Origin of the sequence: Williamsia sterculiae (genome assembly GCF_900156495.1) — a bacterium.
GTDB classification, from domain to species: Bacteria; Actinomycetota; Actinomycetes; order Mycobacteriales; family Mycobacteriaceae; genus Williamsia_B; species Williamsia_B sterculiae.
In genome coordinates, this window is sequence record NZ_FTNT01000010.1 from 93830 (window position 1) to 119075 (window position 25246).

Here is a 25246-nt window from a genome sequence, read left to right on the forward strand (position 1 = left end):
GGAAGTGAACGAGAGATGAACAAGTCCGATTTGGTGGCCGCCGCTGCGGGGTCAGTGCAACCCGTACGCCACGTCGACGGCGTAACGGGTGAAACCGAGACGGTCGTAGGTGTGCAGCGCCGCGGAGTTGTCCCCCTCGACGTACAACTCGACCGCGGTCAACCCGAGGTCGGCAAGGTGACGCAGACCCGCGAGGGTGAGCAGACGGCCGAGCCCCCGACCCTGCGTGTCCGGGTCCACCCCGACGATGTACACCTCACCGACGGCCGGGTCGTCGCTGCGGGGCGGGTGCACCTTGGTCCAGTGGAAACCCAGCAGTCGATCCGGATCCGTCGCCTCGAAGGTCAGGAACAGCCCGGCGGCGTCGAACCAGTCGGCGCGCAGTCGTTCGTCGATGTCGGCGCTCGACCATCCGCCCTGCTCCGGATGCCACGCGAAGGCCAGGTTGTTCACCCGCACCAGTTCACCGATCACGTGGTCGCGCCGATCCTCACCCACCTCCGCGAAGGTGGTCAAGAGCACGTCGTCGGGAATCTGCAACTCGGGTAACGGGTCGGCTCGTGCTCCCAGCGGCCTACGTAGTTGCAGCAGTTCACGCGTGACCGTGGCCCCGAGTGCGGCGGCCAGACCACGCGCGGAGGGAAGGTTGCCGTGCGCCCAGGCCCGGGCGCCGGGCTCCACGTCGAGGGCCGAGGCCAGGAGCGCCCGGCCGTGGTCGTGACCGCGGAACGCGGGATCGACGACGGCCTCGATCATCGGCGGGTCTCCGGGCGTGATGTTGGCGTACCCGACAAGCACTCCGTCCGACGTCCACTGCAGCACGTGCGCGACCCGGTCACCGTCCACGGCCAGCACGGCCTGCTCGGACAACGCGGCGACACCGTCGAAATCGTCGGCGGCGGCTAGGATCTCGCGTACCCGCGCAACGATCTCGGGATCGAGGGCGGTCACGAGTTGTTGGTCGGGCTGAGCTCGGACCCGGCAAACGTGTCGTCGGTCGGCACCCCGATACGCGACGGACCGTCGGCGGACCGGTCGTCGCCGGACTCGTGGTCCTCCGGCTCACCCCCGACGGTGGGCTCGGCGGCGTCACCGTCGCCGCGGCCCCGACTGGGACGCACCGCCTTGTACCCGACATTGCGCACGGTCCCGATCAGGGATTCGTGTTCGGCGCCGAGCTTCGCGCGCAGTCGCCGGACGTGCACGTCGACGGTGCGGGTGCCACCGAAGAAGTCGTACCCCCACACCTCCTGCAGCAGCTGCGCGCGGGTGAACACCCGACCCGCGTTCTGCGCGAGGTATTTCAACAGCTCGAACTCCTTGTAGGTCAGGTCGAGCGGCCGCCCACGCAATCGCGCGGTGTAGGTGCCCTCGTCGATCACCAACTCCCCCAGGGCGACCTTGCCGGTCGACTCCTCGGCACTGACCCCGCGGGTCCGGACGACCAGCAGGCGCAGGCGGGCGTCGAGTTCGGCCGGCCCGGTCGCCGGCAGCAGGAAGTCGTCGAGACCCCATTCGGCGTTGACGGCGACCAACCCGCCCTCGGTCAACACGGCGACCACCGGCACCGACGACCCCGTGCTGCCCAACAACCGACACAGGCCCCGCGCGGCGGCCAGATCGGTGCGGGCGTCGACGAGCGCGACGTCTGCATTGGCCGCCTCCATCAGGGAGGCGACCTCGGTGGGAACAACTCGTACGGTGTGAGCCAGCAGTGACAACGACGGCAGAACGGACTCAGGGGTGGGATCGGCTGTCAGCAACAAGAGATCCACAAACCACTCCGATCTCGGACTTCGACAATGTGTACGCTGCCTTACCAACGTGTGCGCGACAGATGACAGAATAGCGGCATATCGGCGGTCGCCCGTTACCGAGGCGTCTCGCCGCGACGATGCACACGAGTCCGCGAACGCCTCGAATCGATACGGCGCCCCCTCACACACTCTGCCATCACGCGGTCTACCGGACACGACGTACCTCACCGGAGAAGGGAGCCGGGAGTGCGGAAAGTGACGACGGGAGTCGCGGTGGCCGTCGTCATCGCCGTCGCGGCGGCCGTTCTGGTCGACGTCGGTGCGGCCATCCGCGCCGAACACCGTTTCGCGGTGGCCGTGCGTTCGGGATCGGGCCTGTCCTTCGATCCCGAGATCACCATCGGTGGGTTCCCGTTCCTCCGTGCGGCCGCCGACCACCGATACCCGCAGGTCGGCATCACCGCCCGCGGGGTCGTGGTGGGCAGCTGTCACGACGGGGTGCTCTGCCGGGGTGACCTCCGCTCTGCCCTCACCGACGTCCGGACCGACGGCGCGACGGTGACCTCGAGGTCGTCGATGCGAGTCAGCCGGGTGAGCGGCTCGCTCACGATCGACTCGGTCAACCTGGGACGTTTCCTCGACATCATCGACCTCACCGTGACCACCCCGGCGCCGCGCGATGAACCCGGCGGTGGTGGACCTGTGGACGGCAACCTCAGCGCGTCCTCGGGAATCCTGCTGACGGGGACCGTGCCCGTCCCGCGCACCGGCCGCGACGCCGCCGCCAAGGTCAGTGTCGTCGCCGACCTGTCGGTGGTCGGCGGTGCGTTGCGCGTGCAGGCGACCGGCTTCTACCGCGGCCCCGAAGAACACGTCACCGCCGACGTCCCCGACGGGTCCCGGGCCGCGGTGTTGGCCGCGTTCACCCGTACCCTGCCGGTGCTGCCGTTGCCCTGGGGGATCGTCGCGACCAGCGCACACACCGAGGGCAGCGACGTGACCGTCGCCGGTGACGACCTGGGGCCCACCACCCTGTACCCGACCGACTTCGTGTCCGCTCGCCCGACGGCCGACCGATGACCCCGTCACGGGCCTGTTGTATTGTCGGCGCCATGCAACCGCGTCGTGAGCTGCTGCTCACCCGCCGCCGGGCGATCGATTTCTGTCGCCTGGCCAATTGTTGCTGTCGGTAGATCGCTCCATCACCTCGCACGCCGGGGTGCGGGTCGACTCGCTGTCGCCTGCCGACACTTCCGCTCGCCCCCTGGTTCCGTGCGTTCCTTCTTTCGAGTACCCAACCCTTCCGAGAGGAACCACCATGGCTCGTTCCGATGTCCTGGTCAGCACCGACTGGGCTGAACAGAATCTGGACACCGACAACACCGTCTTCGTCGAGGTCGACGAGGACACCACCGCCTACGACGGGGGACACATCCCCGGCGCGGTGAAGCTCGACTGGAAGACCGACCTGCAGGATCCGGTTCGCCGTGACTTCGTCAACGCCGAGCAGTTCGGAGACCTGCTCTCGTCCCGCGGTATCGGCAACGACGACACCGTGATCCTGTACGGCGGCAACAACAACTGGTTCGCCGCCTACGCGTACTGGTACTTCAAGCTGTACGGCCACGACAAGGTCAAGCTGATCGACGGTGGACGCAAGAAGTGGGAGCTCGACGGCCGTCCGCTGTCGGCCGACGCCGTCGCCCGGCCCTCGACCGCCTACAAGGCCTCCGAACCTGACCTGTCGATCCGCGCGTTCCGTGACGAGGTGATCGACGCCATCAACACCAAGAACCTGGTGGATGTGCGCAGCCCCGACGAGTTCACCGGGAAGATCCTGGCTCCTGCGCACCTGCCGCAGGAGCAGAGCCAGCGTCCCGGTCACATCCCCGGTGCGATCAACGTGCCGTGGAGCAAGGCCGCCAACGAGGACGGCACCTTCCGCAGCGACGACGAACTCGCCGAGCTGTACAAAGAGGCCGGTCTCGACGGCGAGAAGCAGACCATCGCCTATTGCCGCATCGGTGAGCGTTCCAGCCACACCTGGTTCGTCCTGAAGGAAATCCTGGGACACCAGAACGTGAAGAACTACGACGGCAGCTGGACCGAATACGGATCGCTGATCGGCGCTCCAATCGAACTGGGAGAGTGATTTTCAATGTGTGGTGCACCCAAGCAGGGTCAGCATCTGCCTGCGGGCGTTGACGCGGAGAAGGAAACCGTGTTGACCGGACAGGTGCTCGATGATGAGGGTGCAGCCGTCGGCGGCGCCTTCGTGCGGCTGCTCGACGGCGGCGGCGAGTTCACCGCCGAGGTCGTGGCCAGTGGTTCCGGCGACTTCCGGTTCTTCGCGGCTCCGGGTACCTGGACTCTGCGCGCCCTGTCGCGCAGTGGCAACGGTGACATCACCGTGAGCCCTGACGGTCCCGGCGTCCACGAGTACAACGTGGTCGTCAAGAAGGACTGACCGCCGCACCGCAGACGGCACACCGATCGCCCCGGCCCACCAGGCCGGGGCGATCGGTGTTCGCGGGCACGACGTAGAATGGTCCCGTGGTCATCTTCTTCGAGGTACTCCTGGTGCTGGCCTCCGTCGCCATCGTCTGGTTCGGGCTCTACGTCCTCTACCGTCTCGTCACCGACGAGTCGTGACCTCGGGCAACGAGGCCATCGAGAACGCGGCCGAACGGGCCGAGCAGACGGGGATCCGTAACATCCCGTCGCTCCCCGATCTGCCGGTCCCCGACGACACCGCCAACCTGCGCATCGGCGCGGACCTGCACCCCGGTCTGCTGGCCCTGTTGCCGCTGGTCGGTGTCTGGCGCGGCGACGGTGAGGGCAACGATCCCGCCACCGGTGAGGACTACCGTTTCTCCCAGCAGATCGTGGTCAGCCACGCAGGTGAGAACCAGCTGAACTGGGAGTCGCGGTCGTGGGTCATCGACACCGACAGCGGCGAGTACCGACATCCGGACCTCCGGGAGACGGGTTACTGGCGTATCACCTCCGACGACAGCATCGAGCTGCTGTTGGCGCACGCCGAGGGGTGGATCGAACTCTTCTACGGCCGGCCGCTCAACCAGTCGTCGTGGGAGCTGTCCACCGATGTGGTCATCAAGGCGGCCAGCGGCCTCTCCGCCGGCAACGCGAAACGTCTCTACGGGGTCGTGCCCGACGGTGATCTGGCCTACGTGGAGGAACGGGCCGACGCCGACGGACAGTTCGTACCCCGGTTGAGCGCCAAGTTGCGCAGATACATCGGCTAACCCATCGGCTAACCTGTCTTGCCGATTCCTGCCTGCCTACCGACGACCCGCGCACCGACCCTGGAACGGGAACGACCCCCGCGCCACCCGATGGTCGGGCTCGAGCTCGTGGGCTCGTTCTGGTCTGGACAGACCAGGGCGCGGGGGCCGGGTGACCACCTGGGATTCGCCAGAGCGCGTCCGGCGCAGAAACGAATCGCAGCACGGTCGTGCGTCTAGCGGATGGTCACCTCACGTGTCCGTATGTCATGCAATTCCAGACCACCTCCTTCCTCGTGTACCCCTGAAGCTACGCCGACACCGACAGTCCGGCAATCGAATTTGCCGACGGCGGATTCACCCACCGCGAACTGGCCGAGATCGATGACCCGATCCGGCCGCGCGTCGGCGGGGAGTCGATGGGTCACCACCACCACCGCTTTGTCGGGTTCGACCAGTCCCCCGTCCCGGTCCAGCAGACGGCGGTGCACCCGGTCGGAGTCCGCACGGTCGAGGTGTTCGCCGGGTTCGTCCACGAGCAGCACCCGCGCCGCGTCGACAACCGCGCGGGCCAACAACAGTCGTCGCCGTTGGCCGCCCGACAGCGACGAATCCCCCACGTCGAGCGGGGTGTCCAGGCCGTCGGGTAGTTCCGCGACCCACGGCGCCAGGCCGACGTTCTCGATCGCGGTACGCACCAGGGCGTCGTCGGCGTCCCCCCTGGCGAGGAGCACGTTCTCCCGGACCGATGTGGCGAACACGTGCGCATCCTCGGCCAGGAAACGAACCGCCTGGGCATCGGCACCCCGCGCGACCTCGCCGCCGCGCGCGCTGAGCAGACCGGCCAGGGTGAGCAGCAGGGTGGTCTTCCCGCAGCCACTCGGACCGACCACGGCGACCCGGTCACCCGGTCGCAGACTGAGTGACAACCCGTTCGGGCCACCGAAGGTCGGTGACGAACCGACACCCCAGCGGAGGTGGTCGGCACGCAACAACAGCCCGTCGGTGGGGGCGGACGACTCACGGTCCGGGCCTTCCCGTGCCCGGTCGATGTCGGCCCCGTCGATCAGTTCGAACACCCGACGGGCCGCATTGCGGCTGCGTTGCAGCTGTACACCCGCCTCCACGAGCGGGTTCGTCGACTCGAAGGCACTCAGCGGCAACAGGATCAGCACACCCAGCATCATCGGCGACACGGACCCGGCCAGTCCCACCCCGATCAGGCAGGCGGCGAGCACCGAGACGCCGACCGCGGCAGGGGCCGAGCCCGCGGCCACCGCGATGCGGCGCTGCCCGCGATCGCGGGCCCGACCGACGTCGTGTTCGGCGGCGACGGCCGCCGCCAGCACCGTCTCGCGACGACGGGCAACGGCCAGCTCCGGGGCGTGCCACAGCGCGGTCGTCCACGCCTCGATCGCGCGTTCGTGTGCGGCTTCGCCGTCGGACGTCGCGGTGGCCGAACCGCGAGCGGCCAGTACCGGCGCGATCAGCCCGGTACACAGCATCGCGACCAGGGTCACCAGACCTGCCCACCACGAGACGGCACCGGTGATCGCGACGGCCGCGACGGAGGTCACCAGCGACACCCCGATGGGGATCAGACCGCTGATCAGACCGTTGCCGACCTCGTCGATGTCATCCCCCGTGCGGGCGAGGAGTTCGCCCCGCCGCAGGGTCACCGAGTACCCGGCCGAACCGGTGGCCAGCGCTCGATACACCCGTTCCCGTGCGGTCGACATCGAATCCAGTGCCAGGTCGTGCGTGGCCAGACGTTCCAGGTAGCGCAACAGACCACGCGAGATGCCCAACGCGCGCACGGTGGTCACCGCGACCATCAGCGACAGCACCGGCGGCATCTCCCAGGCCCGGGTGATCAACCAGGCCGACAGCGCGGCCAGACCCAGTGCACTCACCGACCCGCCGAGACCGAAGGTCAGCGACCTCGCAACCGGCCCGGTGCGCACCCCGAACAAGCCGATCGCGCGCAGCAGCGGGTCACGGAGACGTCCGGCACCTGCCTGCGATCGGGGGGCTCTACCGCGCGACACCGGCGACTCCTCTCGCCTCGACCGGCTCACCGGTGGCCACCAGCACGTCGGCGGCATCCAGCAGCGCCGGTCGGTGCCCGACCACGATCACGGTGGCACCGTCGTCCGCCCGGCTCCTCAGCTCTCGGATGACCGCGGCCTCGGACTCGGCGTCGAGGTGTGCGGTCGGCTCGTCCAGCACCACCAGCGGTGCGGTCGAGGCCAGTGTCCGGGTGAGCGCCAGCCGCTGACGCTGCCCGGCGGAGATCCCCACACCACCCGCGCCGATCAGTGTGCGTTCACCCGCGGGTAGCTCGCCGAGCACGGTGTCGAGCCCGGTGGCCGCGCTCGCCGTGATGGCGGCGGCCGGGTCGAGGGGACCGAGCAGGGCCAGGTTGTCGGCGACGGTGCCCGGCACCAACACCGGTTGCTGAGGCAGCCAGGCGGTCTGCGCCCACAACGCATCACGGTCCAGCTCGGTGACGGATACGTCGCCGATGCGCACCTCCCCGGCATCGGGGGAGATGAGCCCCAGCAGCACCTGCAGCACAGTGGATTTGCCGCTGCCGTTGGGGCCGGTGATCAGCGTGAGCGATCCCGGCGGGCAGTCGGCGGTCAGGTCGTCGGGCGCCCATCCGTCTCGACCCCGCACCCCCACGCCGCGAAACCGGATGACGGCGCCCGCGACGGTCACCGCACGGGTCGCGGGCAACGGTACGGCGCCGTCGATCCCGTCCTCCACGAGCGCGAACACCTCGTCGGCGGCGAGCAGACCGTCCTGCGAGTTGTGGAACTGCGCTCCCACGGCGCGCAGCGGCAGGTACACCTCCGGGGCGAGGACCAGGGCCAGTACGCCCGCGTACAGACTCATGTCGTCGTAGACCAGACGCAGACCGATACTGACCGCGACCAGCGCGACGCACAGAGTGGCCAACAGCTCCAGCACCGCTCCGGAGAGGAACGCGACGCGCAGCACCCGCATCGTGGTGCGCCGGTGCGACTGTCCGAGCCGGCCGATCCGCACCGCGGGTTCCGCGGCCCGGCCGAACGCGCGCAACGTGGGGATCCCCGCGACGAGATCGAGCACCTGCGACGACAACCGCGACATCGCGTCCATCCGGGCGCGTGTGCGATCGCGGGTCATCAGGCCGACCAGGATCATGAAGGCCGGGATCAGCGGCAACGTGACCACCACGATGAGCGCCGACGTCAGGTCGGTGAGCGCGAGGACCACGATGATCGTCGGCGTGACGACCACGGTCAGCACCAATGCGGGCAGATACGACGACAGGTACGGCGCCAAGCCGTCCAACCCGCGGGTCAACACGGTCACGGCCCGGTCGCGCCTGCGGAGCAACGCTCGGGACGAGGTCCTGGCCGGGTCGGTGAGCACACCGACCGCCGACGTCCGCAGCTCGGTGATCACCGTGTCGGCGGCCCGGTGCGCGTAGTGGTCGTGCGCGATCGTCGCGGCCACCCTGATCACCACCGCCGTTCCCAACACCCACAGATGCCAGGCCTGGGCGTCCAGCGAGCGCGCCGGAGGCTCGGTGATCAACTCCCCCAGCACCGATGCGACCATCACCGCCATGACGATGACCGTCGCGGCCCGCATCACCGCCGCCAGCGACGTGACGGCCACGAAGACGCGCGCGGTCGGCGAGTACCGGAACAGCCGCCGGTCCACCGGCGGCCGGCGGTCAGTGCGCGGCACCGGACCCGTCTCCCGACGCCGGGTGCCCACGCTCGGACCCCAACCCGCGGTGCGCGACCGCCCGGGCGACCGCCGGGCGGACCGACAACCCGATGGAAGGCGGGATGGCACCGGTCGAGATCCGTTGCCGGAACACCCAGTACGTCCACGCCTGATACCCCATCACGATCGGGGTGATACACACCGCGGCCCAGGTCATCACCACCAACGTGTAGTGCGTCGACGACGCGTTGTCGATGGTCAGGCTGTATGCCGGGTCGGTGGTCGAGGGCATCACGTCGCGCCACAGGCTGCCGAAGAGCGTGACCACGGTACCCAGGATGGCGACCGAGGTCGCCGCGAACGACATCCAGCTGCGCCCGGTCCAGGTGCCGACGACCAGAACCAGCACGGCCACCGCGGCCACCGCCACCGGGATCCACGTCCAGGTCTTGCCGTGCGCGAGTTGCGTCCACAGCAGGAAGCCCCCGGCGACCACCCCTGCGGGCACCGACAGGTACCGGGCGTACGCCACCGACCAGACGCGGACCTCACCGGCTGTCTTCAGGCCGAGGAAGATCGCCCCGTGGGCGGCGAACACCAGCAGCGTGGTCAGCCCACCCAACAACGCGTAGGGGTTCAACAGATCCCAGAAGCCACCGGTGTAGATGTGGCGCTGGTCCAGGGCCATGCCCTCGACGATGTTCGCGAACACGATGCCCCACAGGACGGCGGGAACCCAGGAGCCGGCGCCGATGCCCACGTCGGCGACCCGGCGCCACCGCGGGTCGTCGATCTTGCCGCGCCACTCGATGGCGCAGACCCGCAGGATCAGTGAAATGACGATGGCGAACATCATCAGGTAGAAGCCGGAGAACATCGACGCGTACCACTCCGGGAACGCGGCGAACAGTCCCGCCCCCGCAGTGATCAGCCAGACCTCGTTGCCGTCCCAGACGGGACCGATGGTGGCCAGGAGGACCCGACGCCGGGTGTCGCCGTCGTCGGGGTCGTGGCCGCGACCGACCACCGACATCAGTATCCCCACCCCGAAGTCGAAACCCTCGAGCAGGAAGTACCCGCCGAACAGGAACGCGATGATCAGGAACCAGAGTTCCGGAAGGCTCATGGGGTCTACTCCTGCGCTCAGTAGGCGAACGAGAGTTGGCGGGGTTCGTCGGACTCCGCGTCGTCGTGGTCGTCGTCGTGCGGCCTGGCATCACCGTCGAGGGGGCCCTCGATGGTGTAGCGACGCAACAACATGAACCAGACGATGCCCAGTGCGCCGTAGAGGATCGTGAAACCGATGAGGGTCACCAGCACCAGGCCGGCGGGGTGGTCCGAGACACCCTGAGCCACCCGGAGCCGTATGTCGGGATTGCCCTTCGGGTTGGGGACCACCACCCACGGCTGGCGACCCATCTCCGTGAAGATCCAGCCGGAGGCGTTGGCCAGGAACGGGGTCGGCGTCAACCAAAGAGCCAACGTTCCCAGCCGAGGGTTGCTGATCACCTTCTTCTTGCGGGTGAACCACAGCCCGAACACCGCGAGCAGTGCCGAGCCCGCCGCCCAGGTGATCATCGCGCGGAACGACCAGTACGTGACGAACAGATTGGGCTTGTAGTTGGCCTGTCCGAACTTCTGCACGTCCTCCTGCTGCAATTCCTCCACCCCCTTGAGGGTGCGGTTGAAACGGTTGGAGGCCAGAAACGAGGTGACACCCGGAATCGAGATCACCTTGGTGACACTCTCGCAGTTGTTGTTCGTGCCGATGGTCAACACCGAGAACGACGCGGCGTATTCGGTGTGGCACAGCGCCTCAGCCGAGGCCATCTTCATCGGCTGTTGTTCGAACATGAGCTTGCCCTGGGTGTCCCCGGTGATGAACAACACCGCACCCGACGCGATCATCAGCCACATCGCGAACCGGCCCACCGGCCGGTAAAGGGTGTTGGCGTCGCGCTCGAGCACATCGGCGCCGGCGTCATCGGCGGCACGCAGGGCCTTGGCGCGCACCATCTTACGGGCCATCCACCAGACACAGATGGCGGCGACCACGGTACCGGCGGTCAGGAACGACCCGGCGATCACATGCGGGAACGCGGCCAACGTCGTGTTGTTGGTGATGACCTTCCAGAAGTCGACCATCTCGGCCCGCCCGCGGGCCTTGTCGTAGAGGGCCCCGACGGGGTGCTGCATCCACGAGTTCGCCGCGACGATGAAGTAGGCCGAGGCGTTCACACCGATCGCGACCAGCCAGACGCACGCGAGATGAACTCTGCGCGGGAGCCGACCCCAGCCGAAGATCCACAGCCCCAGGAACGTCGACTCCATGAAGAAGGCGATCAACCCCTCGAAGGCCAGCGGCGCACCGAAGACGTCGCCGACGAAGCGGCTGTACTGGCTCCAGTTCATCCCGAACTGGAACTCCTGGACGATGCCCGTGGCGACACCGAGCGCGAAATTGATCAGGAACAGCTTTCCGAAGAACTTCGTCGCCCGGTACCACTGCTCGTTACCGGTGACGTGCCACACCGTCTGCATGACGGCGATCATCGGTGCGAGACCGATGGTCAGCGGCACCAGGATGAAGTGGTAGACCGTCGTGATCCCGAATTGCCATCTGGAAACGTCGACCACGTCCATGTGTCCCTCATCCGCCACACACCCGCCGGTGGCACCACAGTCGTACTCCGGGTTCGGCCGCCGCCGGCGACCCGACTACTACGTTCAGTAGTAGTAGCTGGCTATGACAGTACGCCCGAGCATCCGGGTGGACAACACCCGGCGAAGAGCGTCACCTCTCGAACATCCGGGTGACGATGGCGGGGCAGGCGACGATCAGCCGGCCAGGATGGCGCGATCCACGAGGTCGGCGAACTCACCGGGGCGCTCGGGGGTCGGCATGCGGTAGCCGTTCAACGCCGTGACCCGGGCGGCCAACGTCACGCTCGACACCAGCCAGACCGCGTCGGCGGCAATGAGATCGGGAGTGCGCAGTCTCTCGGTCGAGGTGCGCCATCCCTCTTTCTCGGCGAGCGCGAAGACGGCCTGTTGGGTGGTGCCGGCGAGAATTCCGCTCTCCGGCGGCGGGGTGGCCAGGGTGTCGCCACGAACCGTGATCACCGTCGAGCGCGGGCTCTCCAGCACCGCACCCTCGGCGCTGAGGTAGATCACGTCGTCGGCCCCCTGCTCGGCGGCCCATCGCAGAGCGGCCATGTTGGTCGCGTAGCTGAGGGTCTTGGCGCCGTACAACTGCCAGGGCGCGGCCGAGGCGAGGTCGATCGAGTACCCGCGCTGCGCGGTGAGCACCGACACCCCGCCGGCGCGCACGTCGAAAGCCCGCTGCGGCACCGGGGCGACGGTGAGGTACGCGGTCGCCTCGTTGGATTCCCTGCTGATCCCGGTCTCGGAGCTGCGCGCCCGGGCGACGGCGTCCACCGGCGCCGACTCCCGGCCCCGGGAATAGACCACGCGCATCATGCCCTCACGGTCACCACCCCAACGCTGCGCCCATACCCGCTGGCCGGTCTCGATCGCCGACCGCCAGCGGTCGAGGTCGGGTGCGGGCAGGTCCAGCGCCTTGGCGCTGCGGTCCAGACGGTCGAGGTGGCGGTCGACGCAGCGGGCCGTGCCGTCGCGTACCAACAGCGTCTCGAAGACGCCGTCACCGCGCACCGCGGCGAGGTCGTCGGCGTACAGCAACGGCACGTTCGGGTCGAGAACAGCACCATCCAACGTCACCAGGATCGGGTCAGGCATGGCGCTCAGGATAGCGGCCCGCCCCGCGCCGACGACTACGATGGACCCGTGGTCCAGACCGAGTATTCGTCCCGTTCGGTGTTGTTGCCGAAACTCGTCGAGCAGGGGGCGGTCGACGCCCCCGAGGGGAGTCCCGACCAGGGTGTCGCGTGGCATCTCGGTGATCCACTGGGCGAGCAACGCGCCGCTGTCGGGGGCGCGATACTCGTCGACCGGTCTCATCGCGGAGTCATCGAACTCGACGGCCCGGAGCGGCTCAGCTGGCTGCACACCATCTCCAGCCAGTTCGTCAGCAACCTGCCGGATCGTCGCAGCGCCGAGAACCTCAATCTCGACGGCAACGGGCGTGTCCTCGACCACTTCGTGGTCACCGACGTCGACGGGGTGACCTATCTCGACACCGAGGCCGACCGAGTCGCCGAGCTCCTGGCATTCCTGCAGAAGATGGTCTTCTGGGCCAAGGTCGAGCCGGTCGCGCGTCCGGATCTCGCCGTGCTCACCCTCATCGGACCCGGCTTCTTGTCCGGCCCGATCGCCGACCTGTTGGAGCTACCAGCCGACGTCGCCGTGTATCAGGCCGGTGACCTGCCCGAACAGCACCACGACGCGGAGCCACAGGGATTCTGGCGGGTGATGCCGCCCATCGGTGTACATCGGACCCTGCCGACGCTCGACCTGGTGGTGCCGAGCAGTCAGCTCGATGGATGGTGGGCGCAGCTCGACGAAGCAGGCGCACGACCCGCGGGCAGTTGGGCCCACGAGGCGCATCGCGTGGCCGCGGTGCTCCCCCGGCTCGGCCGGGACACCGACGAGCGCACCATCCCGCACGAGGTCGACTGGATCGGCGGGCGCGACGAGCTCGGCGCGGTGCACCTGGAGAAGGGCTGCTACCGCGGCCAGGAGACCGTCGCCCGGGTGCACAACCTGGGTCGGTCGCCTCGACATCTGGTGCTGCTGCAGCTCGACGGGAGTGCCGGGGAGCGCCCCCAGACCGGGACGGAGGTCACCGCGGCCGGCCGGGTGGTCGGTCGGTTGGGCACCGTGGTCGACCACTACGACTACGGACCCATCGCGTTGGCCCTGGTCAAGAGATCGGTCCCGGTCGACGCCGACCTCGTGGTCGACGGCGTGGCCGCACGGATCGATCCCAATTCGATCCGGGTCGACGACCGCGTCCAGGCCGGCCGTGCTGCCATCGACGGCCTGCGGGGCCGGTGACGATGGCCCGCCCGACCACAGGGCGGGTGCTCGCTGTCTGCGCCGCCCAACGCGACGTCGTACTCGACTCGATCGGCGCGAGCGGTATCGACAAGCGGCCGCTCAGCGGACCCGTCGCAGTGGTGGAGACGGGCCTGACGCTGGACCACAGCTGTGACACCCGTCATCACGGCGGCGTCGACCAGGCCGTCTACGCCTACGACGACGCCGAGGCAGCACGGTGGGCTACCGACCTGGGCCGTGACCTGCCTGCCGGTTGGTTCGGCGAGAACCTGCGAGTGAGCGGGTTGGCCGTCACCGACGCCGTGGTGGGCGAGCGTTGGCGGGTCGGACGGTCCGTGGAGTTGGAGGCCACCATCCCCCGGATGCCGTGCCGTACCTTCGCCGTCTGGGCGGCGGAGCCGCGCTGGGTGAAGCGGTTCCTGGACCGCGGTGATTTCGGCGCCTACCTGCGGGTCTGCACGCCCGGTGAGATCCAGGCGGGCGACGAGGTGACCGTGGTGTCGCGGCCGGACCACGGGGTCCGGGTACGCGACCTGCTGGCGGGTACGGGAGACCCCGACGCGTTGCGCGCCCTCCTCGCCGACCCGGACCTGCCCGCGAAGGTGCGGCGTGAGGCAACCAAGGCCCTGAAGCGCGCCACCCACGGTGCGCCCGACAAAACATCTGCGTAAATTAATGACGCACGTCCAGGATTTTTGGCCGTGCCCCGTCGAGGCAGTCCGCACCACTCCAGAGCGCGCGCTAGACTGGCGTCCACGACAGCATTTGTAAACTCAGAACGGGGCCGCCACACATGTTTGGCCGCCCCGTCATTGTGCGAGGGGGTCCCATATGGGCCGCGGCCGGGCAAAAGCAAAGCAGACGAAGGTGGCACGTCAGCTGAAATACAGCACGCATGACACCGACTTCGAAAGCCTTCAGCGTGAACTGTCCAGTGAGGATCACAACCACGCCGACGCGGACCCCATCGTGGACCGCTGGGCCGACGAGGAGGAGTGGAAGCGCGCCTGAGGCGCGCTAGCCATCCCTGCTGCCCGATCAGAACCGGGGGTGCTCCCCGGTGAGCGCTGCCCGACCGGGCTGGGTGTCCTTCCCCTGATGGGATCTGGTGATCGTCCCGAGCACCCAGCAGTCCAGGTGCCGAGCGGTGAGCACCGCCAGTGCCCGGTCGGTGTCGGCGGGAGCGACGATCGCGACCATTCCGACACCCATGTTGAAGGTGCGTTCCATCTCGGCACGCTCCACCCGCCCTCGCTGCGCGATCATCGCGAAGACCGGCGCGGGACTCCAGGTGCCGCGATCGAGTTCGGCGATGAGGCCGGGCGGAATGACCCGGGCGAGGTTCTCGACCAATCCACCACCGGTGACGTGCGCGAACGTGCGCACCTCGGCTTCGGCGGCCAGGGCCAGGCAGTCCCGCGCGTAGATGGTGGTGGGCTCCAACAGTTCCTCACCGAGGGTGCGGCCGAACTCCTCCACGTGACCGCCGAGGTCCATATGACCCCATTCGAGCAACACCTTCCGAGCCAGGGAGTACCCGTTGGAGTGCAGGCCGGACGATCCCATGCCGATCACCACGTCACCGGGCCGCACCCGGTCCGGGGACAGGATGGCGTCGGCCTCGACGACGCCCACACCGGTGGCCGACAGGTCGTAGGCACCCGCCTCCATCAGTCCGGGATGCTCGGCCGTCTCGCCACCGAGCAGGGCGCAGCCGGCGTCGACGCAGCCGTCGGCGATCCCTTTCACCAGCTCCGCGACCGTCTCCGGGACCACCCGGCCGACCGCGATGTAGTCCTGCAGGAACAGCGGTTCGGCACCGCACACCACCAGGTCGTCGACCACCATGGCGACGAGGTCGCGACCGACGGTGTCGTGTTTGCCCATCGCCTGAGCGACGGCGATCTTGGTGCCCACGCCGTCGGTCGAGGAGGCCAACACCGGCTCGCGGTAGTTACCGCGCAGCTGGAACAACCCGGCGAACCCGCCCAACCCACCCAGGACCTCGGGGCGAGATGCACGTTTGGCGTGGGGAACGAACATCTCGACGGCTCGTTCGCCTGCGTCGATGTCGACGCCGGCGGATGCATACGATGCGTGCTGACCTCCCGGTTCACCCGCACGAACCGATTTCGAGCCCTCGTTCGTCACGCGCCACACGCTACCCGACGGACCCGACGCCTCCGGCACCCTCGGCACGTCGCCGACGTTGCTCGAGCGGGTCGGGTACCGGGACCGCGCTGACCAGACGTTTCGTGTACTCCTCTCGAGGCGAGGACAACAGCGCAGACGTCGGTCCGCTCTCCACCACCGTGCCGTCACGCAGCACCACCGTGCGGCGGGCCAGCATCTCCACCACCGCGAGGTCGTGGCTGATGAAGAGGCAGCCGAAGTTCCACTCCTTCTGCAGCATCAGGAACAGGTCGAGAACCGATGCCTGTACCGACACATCGAGTGCGCTGGTCGGCTCGTCGGCGACCAAGAGGTCGGGTTCCATCGCCAACGCCCGGGCCAGATTCGCGCGCTGGCGCTGCCCACCGGACAGCTCGTGCGGGTATCGGGCCGCTCCGCCCGATGGCAGCGCCACCGCGTCGACCAGTTCGCTGACCCGGGCGCGGATGGCCGCCGCGGCGCCGTATCCGTGCACGATCAACGGCTCGGCGATGCACTCGCCGATCGTCATCCGGGGGTTCAGCGACGTCGCCGGGTCCTGGAACACGAAACCGAACCGTTTGCGCAGTGGACGCATCTTGCGGCCCGACAACCCGGCGATATCGGTGCCCAACACCACCACCTTTCCCGACGTCGGCTGCTGCAACCCGGCCACACACCGGCCGATGGTGGACTTACCGGATCCGGATTCGCCCACCAGACCCAGGGTTTCACCGCGGACGATGGTGAGCGAGACATCGTCGACAGCACGGAACGACGATCCCAGGCCGGTCGGAAAATCGACGCACAGGTCGGTCACCTCCAGCACCACGTCGGCGTCCTCGAGGACCACGGGCAACTGCGGATCGTCGCCGAGATGTGGCACCGAGGCCAGCAGCGTCTGGGTATAGCGCTCACGCGGACGGGCGAACAGGTCGATGACCGGCTGCTCTTCCACCACCCGACCCTTGTCCATCACCACCACCCGGTCCGCCATGTCGGCGACCACACCCATGTTGTGGGTGATCAACACCACCGCGCTGTCCAGACGGTCTTTGAGATCGCGTAACAGGTCGAGGATCTCCGCCTGCACCGTCACGTCCAGAGCGGTTGTCGGCTCATCGGCGATGATCACCGTCGGCCCGCACGCGATGGCCATGGCGATCACCACGCGCTGCTTCTGACCACCGGACAGCTCGTGTGGGAAATAGTCGACCCGCCGCTCCGGATCGGGTAACCGGACCAGCCTCAGCAGGTCGATCGCCTTCTCACGAGCCTGTTTGCGCGATAGCTTCTGTCCCTCGTCGGGATGGGCGCGGACCGCCTCGGCGATCTGGGCACCCACCGTGAACAAGGGATCGAGCACTGCTCCCGGCTCCTGGAACACCATCGCGACGTCCTTGCCGCGCATGGCGGTCAGCTCAGAGGACGACATCCCGGTGACGTCGCGAGCCCCGTCACCGTCGACGTCGAGGGTGACGCTGCCCCGCACGGTAGCCGTCTCCGGCAACAACCCCATGGCGGTTCGCGAACTCACCGATTTCCCCGAACCGGACTCGCCGACCACGGCCAGCACCTCACCGCGGTTGACCGCGAAGCTGACACCACGAACCGCATCCACCTCGCCCGCGTCGGTGAGAAAGGTGACCCACAGGTCGCTGATGGCCAGCACCGGAGCCGATTCCGACACCGGACGGGAGATCTCGGGTGCGTTCATCGCTGCTCTTCTCCGCCCGTCGGGGCCGGGTTCGCGGATGTGGATCCGGTCCGTCTGCCACCACGCCGCGTGCGCAGCAGCGGGTTGGTCACCTCGTTGATGCTCTCGCCGACCATCGTCAATCCCAGCACCACCAACACGATCGACACACCGGGGAACACGCTGGTCCACCAGATGCCGTTGGTCACGTCGGGTAGCGCCCGATTGAGGTCGTATCCCCACTCGGAGGCCGCCGTCGGTTCGATTCCCAGACCGAGGAACCCGAGGCCTGCCAACGTCAGGATGGCCTCCGAGCAGTTGAGTGTGACGATCACCGGAAGCGTGGAGGTGACGTTGACGAAGATGTGTTTGCGCATGATGCGCGTCGCACTGGCACCGGTCACCCGCGCGGCATCGACGAACGGTTCGGTCTTCACCGACACCGTGGCGTTGCGGACCAGCCGAAAGTACTGCGGTACGAAGACCACCGTGATGGAGATGGCCGCCGACAGGATGCCGCCGAAGCCACCCTTGAGATGCGCGCCCAACGACGCCGACACCACGATCGCCAGCAGCAGCGACGGGAAGCCGTACATGGCGTCCATGAACAGCACCAGAACTCGATCCACCCAGCCACCCACATAACCGGACACCAGGCCGAGAGCCACACCGACGATGATCGAGAACAGCAGTGCGAGAACGATGACGAACAGTGCGGTACGTGCGCCGAAGAGGACTCGCGACAACACATCGAGCTGGCCGACGGTGGTGCCGAACAGATGGTCGCCGGACGGCCCGGCGAGCGACGGGAACGCGTGCCCGTTCTCACTCTGTTGACTGAAGCCGTACGGCGCCAGCAGGTTCGCGAAGACGGCGATCAGCACGAACAGTGCCACCAACACCAGACCACCGATCAGGGTGGCCCGTTGCAGACCTGCGGTCATCTGCAACAGGCCGCTGCCGGGCAGACGGCGGCCGCCACGCGACGGTGGCGGGGTGTCGCGGATGTGGGTGAGGGCGGGGTCTGCGATGGGTTCGGTCATGACGTCGCCCCCTAGAAGCGGATGCGCGGATCGATGAGCGCGACGATTGCGTCGATCACAAAACTGATCAGCGCGATCACCACCGCGATGAATGCGACGATGCCCTGCACCGCGATGTAGTCACTGTCCTGCAGGTACCGAGCGAGCTGATATCCCAGGCCCTTCCATTCGAAGGTTGTCTCCGTGAGTACGGCGCCGCCGAGCATCATCGCGATCTGCATACCGATCACGGTGACGACCGGGACCAGTGCGTTGCGAAACGCGTGCCTACCGACCACCGTGCGTTCGGGCACACCGCGGGCACGGGCGGCCTCCACGTAACCCGACCGCAGCGTCTGCAGCAGATTGACCCGCACCAGTCGCAGGAAGACGCCCGCGGTCATCAACCCCAGAGCAAGGGCCGGGAGCACCGCGTGGGCGAGCACGTCGGCGATGCCGTGCGGATCCCCGTAGAGGATGGCGTCGATGATGTAGATGTGCGTCTCGGGTGAGACGTTCTGCAGGTCGAGCTCGGTGGAGACGTCGGCGCGGCCGTTGGACGGCAGCCACCCCAGCTCGGCCGAGAAGATCAGCTTGAACAACATGCCCACGAAGAACACCGGGGCCGCGTAGAACAAGATGGCCAACATCCGCAGGGACACGTCGGAGAGCCGGTCGCGGTGGGTTGCGGCGAAGCGTCCCAACGGGATACCGACCAGGAAGGCCACTATCAACGACCAGAACACCAGTTCCAGCGTCGCCGCTCCGTAGACCACGATGACGTGGCTGATGGCTTCGCCGTCGGCGTTGGCCCGGCCGAGGTCACCGGTCAACAGGCCGGAGATGTAGTCCCAGTACTGGGTGAGGATCGGCTTGTCGAGGCCCGCGGCGTGACGTCGCTCGGCGATCTGCTCGGGCGGCAGGATGCCGCCGAGCTTCGCCGATATCGGGTCACCGGCGATCCGCATGACGAAGAAGACCACCGTGACCAGGATCCACACCGTGGGGATGATCAACAGGAATCGAACGGCCAGGAACTTCGCCAACGCACCCTTACGGGAGGCGAAGACGTTGCCGCCCTTGCCTCCCGCTCCGGGTGTGTCGACCGCGTCCTCGACCGGAGCTGCGAGCGACTCGGTCATGTCAGCTCTTCTGCAGCGTCCCGAGACGGAGCATGAACGACTTGTCCAGGATGACACCGTCGAGGGACTTCACCCCGACGGCAATCTGCTTGCCCTGCAACAGCGGCAGCGTCGGGATGAACTTGTCGGCCACGGTGTCCTGGATCTCGGTCAGGATCTGCTGTCGCTTGGACGCGTCCTGCTCGCTACGTTCCTCGGCGAGGAGTTTCGTGATGCCCGGATCGGAGAAATGCGACTTCAGGAAGTTGTTCTCGTCCAGCATCGGCGTCAGGTAGTTGTCGGCATCGGGAAAGTCGGGGAACCATCCGAGCTGGTAGACGGGGTAGGTGTCCTTCACCCGAGCCTTGTTGTAGGTCTCCCAGTTCGCCGAGTTGAGCGTGACCCTGAACAACCCCGTGCTCTCCAGCTGTGCCTTGATCTTGGCGTACTCGTCCGCGGAGCTCGCGCCGTAGTGGTCCGGGTTGTACCAGAGGTTGACCGGTACCGGCGCCGTCACCCCGGCGTCGCTCAGGAACTTCTGTGCTGCAGCTTTGTTCGGCGTCTCGCCGTACTTCTTGTACGAGTCCACGCCACCGGTGAGGCCACCGGCGATCATGCTGTACGCAGGGCTGTAGGTGTCCTGGTACACGTCCTTGGCCAACGCCGAGCGGTCGACCGACGAAGCGATCGCCTTGCGCACGGCCAACTTCTGTTCCGGCGTTCCGCCCGGCATGGTGTCGAGGTTGAACACCAGGTAGCGGAGCTCACCGCCGGGCCCCTCGTGCACCGTCAGCTTGTCGTTGCTGCGCAACGCCGAGATGTCCGTGGGGGTCAACGAACGATAGGCGAGATCGATCTGCTGCTGCTCTATGTCGAGTTTCAGGTTGGTCTGTTGTGCGTAGTACTTCACCCGAACGGTGTCACTCTTGGGTGCACCCAGCAGACCGTTGTAACCGTCGTTCTTCTTGTACTCGACCAGTTGATTCTTCTGATAGCTGGTGATCTTGTACTGCCCGGCAAAGGCATTGGACTTCACGATGGCGTCGTCGTCGAGGATCTTGTCGGCCGGGAAGACCTTCTCGTCGACGATCGGACCGACGTTCGTCCCCAGCAATTGGGGAAATGTCTGGTCGTTGGGTGCCTTCAGGGTGAAGTTGACCGTCGTCGCGTCGGGGGCATCGGTGTGATCGAGGTTCGCCAGCAATGACGCCGGGCCGTTGGGATCGTTGATCGCGATCATGCGATCGAAGCTGAACTTCACGCTCGAGGCGGTCAGCGGGTCACCGTTGGCGAACTTCAGACCCGACTTCACCGTGCAGCTGTACACGGCGGGCTGCGTGTAGTCACACTTCTCGGCCGCGGACGGGCTCAGTTTCGCGCTGCCTGGCTCGAAATCCATCAGGAACGGGTAGACGTTCTTCATGACCGCGAGCGAGCCGTTGTCATACGAGGCCGCGGGGTCGAGCGAGTAGATCTGATCGGTGGTTCCGACGGTGACGGTACCGCCTCCCCCACTCGAGCTGTCCGTCCGCCCCGCGCCGCAGGCACTGAGGAACAATGCCCCGGTGACGACTGCCGCGGTGGTCGCCACTGCGGCCTTGGCGATTGACTGTGCTTGTGGCGCAGCTATTCTCAAGTCATTCCTCTATTCTCACGATCCTTGATCAGGACCAGATGATCGGGCTCCGGCGGTTCGCGCTGAGCCCACGCACAGGGGCGAACGTTACACAGAGCGTGTTTCCGAAGAGTAAAAACCGGTGAATTCACACGGGGCGAGGCACGCGCGTTCGGCAGCTGCGGCGACCATCTCGACGCACCCTTCGCCACCCGACGGCGTGGGTGTGACCGACTGCCGACACATGGCCGTAACGTCGTCCATACTCGACATCATCGATCTCGTCGGATCGGAAGGCGGCAGAAATGTCCGTTCATCATCCCCAGGCCAGTGCCGTACGGGAGCTCACCGTGCGCGGGATCATCCTCGGCGGGCTCATCACCCTCGTCTTCACCGCGGCCAACGTCTATCTCGGGCTCAAGGTCGGACTGACGTTCGCGACCTCGATCCCTGCTGCGGTCATCTCGATGAGCGTTCTGCGCTACTTCGCCAACCACTCGCTGGTGGAGAACAACATCGTCCAGACCATCGCCTCGGCCGCCGGGACGTTGTCGGCGATCATCTTCGTGCTCCCCGGCCTGATCATGGTCGGCTGGTGGACCGGGTTCCCCTACTGGACGACGGTGGGTGTGTGCGCACTCGGCGGGATTCTGGGGGTGGCGTACTCGATCCCGCTGCGCAGAGCGTTGGTCACCGGGTCCGATCTGCCGTACCCGGAGGGTGTCGCCGGCGCCGAGGTGCTCAAGGTGGGCACCTCGGACTCCGAGGAGGCAGCCCGCGACAACAAGACCGGACTCCGGACACTGACCATCGCCGCCGTGGTCGCCGTGCTGTTCTCCCTGGCCTCGTCGTTGAAGGTGATCAGCAACTCGTTGTCCACCGCATTCAGGGTCGGATCCGGCGGCACGATGGTCGGCGCGAGCCTCTCGATGGCACTCATCGGCGTCGGCCACCTCGTCGGGCTCACCGTCGGCATAGCGATGTTCATCGGACTGATCATCTCCTTCGGCATTCTGCTTCCTCTCCGCACCGCCGGAAATCTCTCGGCGAGCGATGCTTTGGCCGACTCCGTGTCCGATGTGTTCTCGTCGGACGTCCGGTTCATCGGCGCCGGAGCGATCGCCGTGGCCGCCGTGTGGACGCTGGTCAAGATCATGCGACCCATCGTCACCGGCATCATCGAGTCGGCCAGATCTGCCCGCTTGCGCCGCGGCGGTTCGACGGTGGACATCACCGAACGCGACGTCCCCATTCAGCTCGTCGCCGCGGTGACGGTGTTGATGCTCCTACCGATCGGGCTGTTGCTGTGGGAGTTCACCGGCGACACCGTGTTGCACGGCAGCGTGGGCGGCATCATCACGGTCAGCCTGCTGTACATCCTCGTGCTCGGACTGGTGATCGCCGCCGTCTGCGGTTACATGGCCGGGCTGATCGGGTCGTCCAACAGCCCCATCTCGGGTGTGGGCATCCTCGTCGCGATCAGCGCGGCTCTGCTCATCAAGGTGACGTTCGGCAGCTCCAACGGTTCGCAGACCGAAGCACTCATCGCCTACACCCTGTTCACCACGGCGGTGGTGTTCGGTGTCGCGACCATCTCCAACGACAATCTGCAAGACCTCAAGACCGGCCAACTGGTCGGGTCCACACCGTGGAAGCAACAGGTCGCGCTGGTGATCGGGGTGATCTTCGGTTCGGCGGTGATCCCGCCCATCCTCCAGCTGATGCAGAAGGCGTTCGGGTTCGCCGGCGCGCCGGGTGCCGGCGACGACGCCCTCGCCGCCCCTCAGGCCTCGTTGATCTCGTCGTTGGTGAAAGGCGTTTTCGGCGGTTCGCTCGACTGGGCGTTGATCGGTACCGGTGCCCTCATCGGCCTCGGGGTGATCGCCGTCGACGAGATCCTGGGCAAGACCACACGCTTCCGACTCCCGCCGCTTGCTGTCGGTTTGGGAATGTATCTGCCGATCTCCTTGACACTGGTCATCCCGTTCGGTGCCGTTCTGGGGCACCTCTACAACCGGTGGTCGGAGCGGCGCGCGACCAACGTGGAGCGCACCAAACGACTCGGCGTGCTGGTGGCGTGCGGCCTGATCGTCGGCGAGAGTCTGTACGGCGTGGTGTTCGCGGGGATCGTCGCGGGCACGGGCTCGGAGACTCCCCTCGCCATCGTCGGCGACGGCTTCGACAACTGGGCTCAGTTGCTCGGCCTCGTCGTGTTCGTGCTGCTGGTCGGCTGGTTGTACCGCCGGACGCAGCGGGTGTCGGAGTCGCCGACGTCTACGGACGCCGCAGCGCGCTGACGTTGTCGTCGGCGACGGCGACGGCGAGATGCTCTTCGTCGCCTGCGGCGTTCTTCAGCATCGTCTCCAACACCGACTTGCCCATCGCCGTCTCCGTCGGCAGCTCGATCGGATATTTTCCGTCGAAGCATGCCGCACAGAGGTTCTCGGCGGGCTGTTTGGTGGCGGCGATCATCTCGTCGACGCTGATGTAGGCCAGCGAGTCCGACCCGATCGCGTGCCGGATACCCTCGATCATTCCCTCTTCGGATTCCATGCCGTTGGCGATGAGTTCGGCGGGTGAGGCGAAGTCGATGCCGTAGAAACAGGGCCACCGCACGGGAGCCGATGCGATCCGCACATGCACCTCGGCGGCACCGGCCTCACGCAGCATCCGGATCAGCGCCCGCTGCGTGTTGCCGCGCACGATGGAATCGTCCACCACCACGAGTCGTTTGCCGCGGATGACCTCGCGCAACGGATTGAGCTTGAGACGGATACCCAGCTGTCGGATGGTCTGCGACGGTTCGATGAACGTGCGTCCCACGTACGCGTTCTTCATCAGCCCCTGGCCGTAGGGGATGCCGGACTCCTGAGCGAACCCGACCGCGGCCGGTGTCCCCGACTCCGGCACGGGGATCACCAGATCACCCTCGGCCGGCGCCTCACGGGCGAGTCGACGGCCGATGTCCACCCGTGACGAGTGCACCGACTGGCCGTTGATGACGCTGTCGGGTCGGGCGAGGTAGACGTACTCGAACACGCAACCCTTGGGTGTCGGCTGGGCGAACCGCTTGGACCGCACCCCATCGGCATCGATGGCCAGCAACTCACCGGGCTCGATGTCTCGCACGTAGGAGGCTCCGACGATGTCGAGGGCCGCGGTCTCGGACGCGACCACCCAGCCACGATCCAACCGACCGAGACAGAGCGGTCGGACGCCGTGCGGGTCCCGCGCCGCGTACAGCGTGTGCTCGTCCATGAAAGTCAGGCAGAACGCGCCCCGCAACGACGGCAACAGGTCCATCGCGGCCTGCTCGACGGTGGAGTCGGCGGCACCGTGCGCGAGCAGGGCACCGACGACGTCGGAATCGGAGGTCGCACCACCCGCGCGGCGGGAGTCCATCAGGCCCAGGGACCGGGCCCGGCTGGCCAGATCGGCGGTGTTGACCAGGTTGCCGTTGTGTCCGAGGGCGACTCCGGTGCCGGCGTCGGTGGTACGGAAGATCGGCTGCGAGTTCTCCCAGGTGGTGGACCCGGTGGTGCTGTAGCGACAATGCCCGACGGCGACGTGGCCCTGCATCGCCGCAAGGGTCTGCTCGTCGAACACCTGACTGACCAGTCCGAGGTCCTTGAACACCAGCACCTGGCTGCCGTCACCGACGGCGATGCCCGCGGCTTCCTGACCGCGATGCTGCAGGGCATACAGCCCGTAGTAGGTGAGCTTGGCGACTTCCTCGCCGGGAGCCCAGACACCGAAGACTCCACATTCCTCGCGGGGCTCGTTCTCGGGTACATCCACTTGGTCGGCGGACAGCTCGCTCACGGGCACTCCCTGGGCTGGTTGGGCGTGGGGCCGAGTGTACGGCGGGGCCGACGCCGGAGGCGAATCATCACCCACGACCACTCGGTGTGTCTCGGCCCTGCCAACCGTGTCCGG

At 67.2% G+C, this 25246-nt stretch carries 21 protein-coding genes; 8 read left to right on the forward strand and 13 right to left on the reverse strand.

The annotated features are described in order from the left end of the window. Positions 1 to 51 precede the first annotated feature (51 nt). On the reverse strand, positions 52 to 951 hold the full coding sequence (mshD, locus tag BW971_RS15850; RefSeq protein WP_076481446.1) for a mycothiol synthase: 900 nt from the start codon (positions 949 to 951) through the stop codon (positions 52 to 54). Beyond that, entirely contained in the window at positions 948 to 1775 is an 828-nt protein-coding gene (locus BW971_RS15855; protein WP_076481452.1) for a winged helix-turn-helix transcriptional regulator, read from the reverse strand. Before BW971_RS15855 ends, mshD begins: the two co-directional genes overlap by 4 nt. A gap of 228 nt (positions 1776 to 2003) precedes the next feature. Here BW971_RS15855 and BW971_RS15860 point away from each other — a divergent pair, with 228 nt between their 5' ends. The 4 genes from BW971_RS15860 to BW971_RS15875 all read left to right on the forward strand — a co-directional run bounded on the left by BW971_RS15860 (position 2004) and on the right by BW971_RS15875 (position 5023). Further along, positions 2004 to 2837 (forward strand): LmeA family phospholipid-binding protein, encoded by an 834-nt coding sequence (locus BW971_RS15860; protein WP_159441873.1) that lies wholly within the window; start codon positions 2004 to 2006, stop codon positions 2835 to 2837. 238 nt (positions 2838 to 3075) lie between these two features. Beyond that, entirely contained in the window at positions 3076 to 3909 is an 834-nt protein-coding gene (locus tag BW971_RS15865; RefSeq protein ID WP_076481456.1) for a sulfurtransferase, read from the forward strand. Positions 3910 to 3915: 6 nt separating this feature from the next. Next, entirely contained in the window at positions 3916 to 4224 is a 309-nt protein-coding gene (locus BW971_RS15870; RefSeq protein WP_076481458.1) for a DUF1416 domain-containing protein, read from the forward strand. A gap of 181 nt (positions 4225 to 4405) precedes the next feature. Next, on the forward strand, positions 4406 to 5023 hold the full coding sequence (locus BW971_RS15875; protein WP_234974432.1) for a heme-binding beta-barrel domain-containing protein: 618 nt from the start codon (positions 4406 to 4408) through the stop codon (positions 5021 to 5023). Positions 5024 to 5238: 215 nt separating this feature from the next. Here the strand turns inward: BW971_RS15875 and cydC are convergent, their stop codons facing one another. The 5 genes from cydC to BW971_RS15900 form a co-directional block, all read right to left on the reverse strand. After that, entirely contained in the window at positions 5239 to 7050 is a 1812-nt protein-coding gene (cydC, locus tag BW971_RS15880) for a thiol reductant ABC exporter subunit CydC (protein WP_076481462.1), read from the reverse strand. After that, positions 7037 to 8743: a thiol reductant ABC exporter subunit CydD gene (gene cydD / locus BW971_RS15885; protein ID WP_083710164.1), complete on the reverse strand. Its 1707-nt coding sequence runs from the start codon at positions 8741 to 8743 to the stop codon at positions 7037 to 7039. Before cydD ends, cydC begins: the two co-directional genes overlap by 14 nt. Next, positions 8730 to 9851, reverse strand: coding sequence for a cytochrome d ubiquinol oxidase subunit II (gene cydB / locus BW971_RS15890; protein ID WP_076481466.1), 1122 nt, complete (start codon positions 9849 to 9851; stop codon positions 8730 to 8732). Before cydB ends, cydD begins: the two co-directional genes overlap by 14 nt. 17 nt (positions 9852 to 9868) lie before the next feature. Then, positions 9869 to 11368 (reverse strand): cytochrome ubiquinol oxidase subunit I, encoded by a 1500-nt coding sequence (locus BW971_RS15895; RefSeq protein WP_076481468.1) that lies wholly within the window; start codon positions 11366 to 11368, stop codon positions 9869 to 9871. A gap of 195 nt (positions 11369 to 11563) precedes the next feature. After that, a complete protein-coding gene (locus BW971_RS15900; protein ID WP_076481471.1) occupies positions 11564 to 12484 on the reverse strand; it encodes an aminodeoxychorismate lyase in 921 nt (306 codons plus the stop codon). Positions 12485 to 12532: 48 nt separating this feature from the next. Here BW971_RS15900 and ygfZ point away from each other — a divergent pair, with 48 nt between their 5' ends. The 3 genes from ygfZ to BW971_RS15915 all read left to right on the forward strand — a co-directional run bounded on the left by ygfZ (position 12533) and on the right by BW971_RS15915 (position 14716). After that, positions 12533 to 13702, forward strand: coding sequence for a CAF17-like 4Fe-4S cluster assembly/insertion protein YgfZ (gene ygfZ, locus BW971_RS15905; RefSeq protein WP_076481473.1), 1170 nt, complete (start codon positions 12533 to 12535; stop codon positions 13700 to 13702). Between the two features lie 2 nt (positions 13703 to 13704). Beyond that, positions 13705 to 14376, forward strand: a complete 672-nt coding sequence (locus BW971_RS15910) for an MOSC domain-containing protein (RefSeq protein WP_076481475.1) — start codon at positions 13705 to 13707, stop codon at positions 14374 to 14376. 160 nt (positions 14377 to 14536) lie between these two features. Continuing rightward, positions 14537 to 14716, forward strand: a complete 180-nt coding sequence (locus tag BW971_RS15915) for a DUF3073 domain-containing protein (RefSeq protein WP_076481477.1) — start codon at positions 14537 to 14539, stop codon at positions 14714 to 14716. 27 nt (positions 14717 to 14743) lie between these two features. On the opposite strand, the gene purM is transcribed toward BW971_RS15915, so the two are convergent. The 5 genes from purM to BW971_RS15940 form a co-directional block, all read right to left on the reverse strand. Next, the gene (purM, locus tag BW971_RS15920) at positions 14744 to 15856 is read right to left on the reverse strand and encodes a phosphoribosylformylglycinamidine cyclo-ligase (protein ID WP_076481722.1); all 1113 of its coding nucleotides are present in this window, start codon (positions 15854 to 15856) and stop codon (positions 14744 to 14746) included. 10 nt (positions 15857 to 15866) lie between these two features. Continuing rightward, the gene (locus tag BW971_RS15925) at positions 15867 to 17573 is read right to left on the reverse strand and encodes an ABC transporter ATP-binding protein (RefSeq protein WP_076481479.1); all 1707 of its coding nucleotides are present in this window, start codon (positions 17571 to 17573) and stop codon (positions 15867 to 15869) included. Further along, a complete protein-coding gene (locus BW971_RS15930; protein ID WP_234974443.1) occupies positions 17570 to 18496 on the reverse strand; it encodes an ABC transporter permease in 927 nt (308 codons plus the stop codon). Before BW971_RS15930 ends, BW971_RS15925 begins: the two co-directional genes overlap by 4 nt. A 110-nt stretch (positions 18497 to 18606) precedes the next feature. Continuing rightward, positions 18607 to 19716 carry an ABC transporter permease gene (locus BW971_RS15935; RefSeq protein ID WP_076481482.1) on the reverse strand — a complete coding sequence of 370 codons (1110 nt, stop codon included), beginning with the start codon at positions 19714 to 19716 and terminating at the stop codon, positions 18607 to 18609. A 1-nt stretch (position 19717) separates the two neighbouring features. Then, the gene (locus BW971_RS15940; protein ID WP_234974444.1) at positions 19718 to 21253 is read right to left on the reverse strand and encodes an ABC transporter substrate-binding protein; all 1536 of its coding nucleotides are present in this window, start codon (positions 21251 to 21253) and stop codon (positions 19718 to 19720) included. 362 nt (positions 21254 to 21615) lie between these two features. On the opposite strand from BW971_RS15940, the gene BW971_RS15945 reads away from it, so the two are divergent. Next, complete coding sequence (locus BW971_RS15945) at positions 21616 to 23607, forward strand: OPT family oligopeptide transporter (RefSeq protein WP_076481485.1); 1992 nt, start codon at positions 21616 to 21618, stop codon at positions 23605 to 23607. Here the strand turns inward: BW971_RS15945 and purF are convergent. Continuing rightward, a complete protein-coding gene (purF, locus tag BW971_RS15950; protein ID WP_076481488.1) occupies positions 23585 to 25132 on the reverse strand; it encodes an amidophosphoribosyltransferase in 1548 nt (515 codons plus the stop codon). The two genes, BW971_RS15945 and purF, sit on opposite strands and share 23 nt — an antisense overlap. Positions 25133 to 25246: the final 114 nt, after the last annotated feature.